The following is a 624-nucleotide window of genomic DNA, read 5'->3' on the forward strand; positions in this document are numbered from 1 at the left end:
AAGGTTTAATATTGATTCTATATTGACTTTTTTATAAAATATGATATAATAGTAAAAAGCCGAAAATGGCTTTCGGCTAAAGCCCTCTGCATTCCCGCAGGGGGCTTTTCATTTATTATAAGATAGGAGTTATTTATGTCTTACACGAAAGAAATGTGTCTGTACCTTCTCGACAACCCCGGCAACATTGAAGCCGAATCGCTTACCGAGAGCGTTGAGCGGCAGGTCTTCCAAGCCATGAATAAGGCCATATCCATGCGTGTTGGCGACAGAACGCCGTGGCGCGGCCAGTACGCGCTTGTGACCGGCGACGACGAGGAGCACGAAGAAACGTGGTTTGCCTGCGCTCACTGGCCGTACAAAGCTAACGGTGATCCCCTTGTGTGCTTTCGGCTGTGGGAGAACGAAGGCGACAACGGTTACTGGCTGTCCCAGGCGCTTGGTGTGAACGGCGGCTCCATGTGCTTCGAGTTCAGGATGGTCGGTAAGACCGGCGGGCCTTCCTTATATAAGGTAAAGAAGGCCATGAAGGAGTTCTACGAGCAGAACGCCCGGCTCAAGGAGGCTGGCTTCAAGCTGCACCAACGAGGATCCATTTTCATGCCGTTCACGCTGGTTCCCGGC

The 624-nt window shown here is 51.3% G+C and carries 1 protein-coding gene; it reads left to right on the forward strand.

Annotated elements, in window-relative coordinates; all coding sequences use genetic code 11:
* Nucleotides 1-135: 135 nt before the first annotated feature.
* Nucleotides 136-624, forward strand: a 489-nt coding sequence (locus ACQRCJ_RS12485; protein WP_427799948.1) for a hypothetical protein, incomplete at its 3' end; no start/stop codon positions are given.

Source organism: Desulfovibrio sp. SGI.102 (assembly GCF_050314315.1).
Taxonomy (GTDB): domain Bacteria; phylum Desulfobacterota; class Desulfovibrionia; order Desulfovibrionales; family Desulfovibrionaceae; genus Desulfovibrio.